This window comes from Sneathia sp. DSM 16631 (assembly GCF_014892235.1).
GTDB lineage: Bacteria > Fusobacteriota > Fusobacteriia > Fusobacteriales > Leptotrichiaceae > Sneathia > Sneathia vaginalis.
This window is the reverse complement of record NZ_JADBHL010000047.1, coordinates 1-338: the sequence shown is the minus strand read 5'-3', so window position 1 is coordinate 338 and position 338 is coordinate 1. Positions and strand designations below refer to the sequence as shown.

Sequence of the window (338 nt, the reverse complement as noted above, 5' to 3'; positions counted from 1 at the left end):
ATTTTTTAATTCTAATGTTATTCTACGGTAACCATATCTTCCTTTATTTTCATAGTAAATTTCTTTTATTTTATCAAAAATACCTATATTTTTTTCATCTTTATCTTTTTTATTTATATGGTAATAATATACAGATCTTGATATTCCAGCAATCTTTAGTAACATTTTGAAAGGATATTTAGCTCTAAGTTCAGCTATTACTCTTACTTTTTCTTCTCTTTTAGCTCCCTTTCTTGAACTAGAGCTCTTAATTTTTTTAAGTATTCATTCTCAGCTTTTAGATAAAGCACTTCCTCTTCTAATTGTTTAATCTTTTCTTTTTCAGTTAATACCTTGTT

General features: G+C 24.6%; 1 pseudogene. It reads right to left on the bottom strand.

From position 1 onward, the window contains the following. Nucleotides 1-338 (bottom strand): annotated as a pseudogene (locus tag IMK15_RS06355) (IS3 family transposase); the annotation flags it as partial.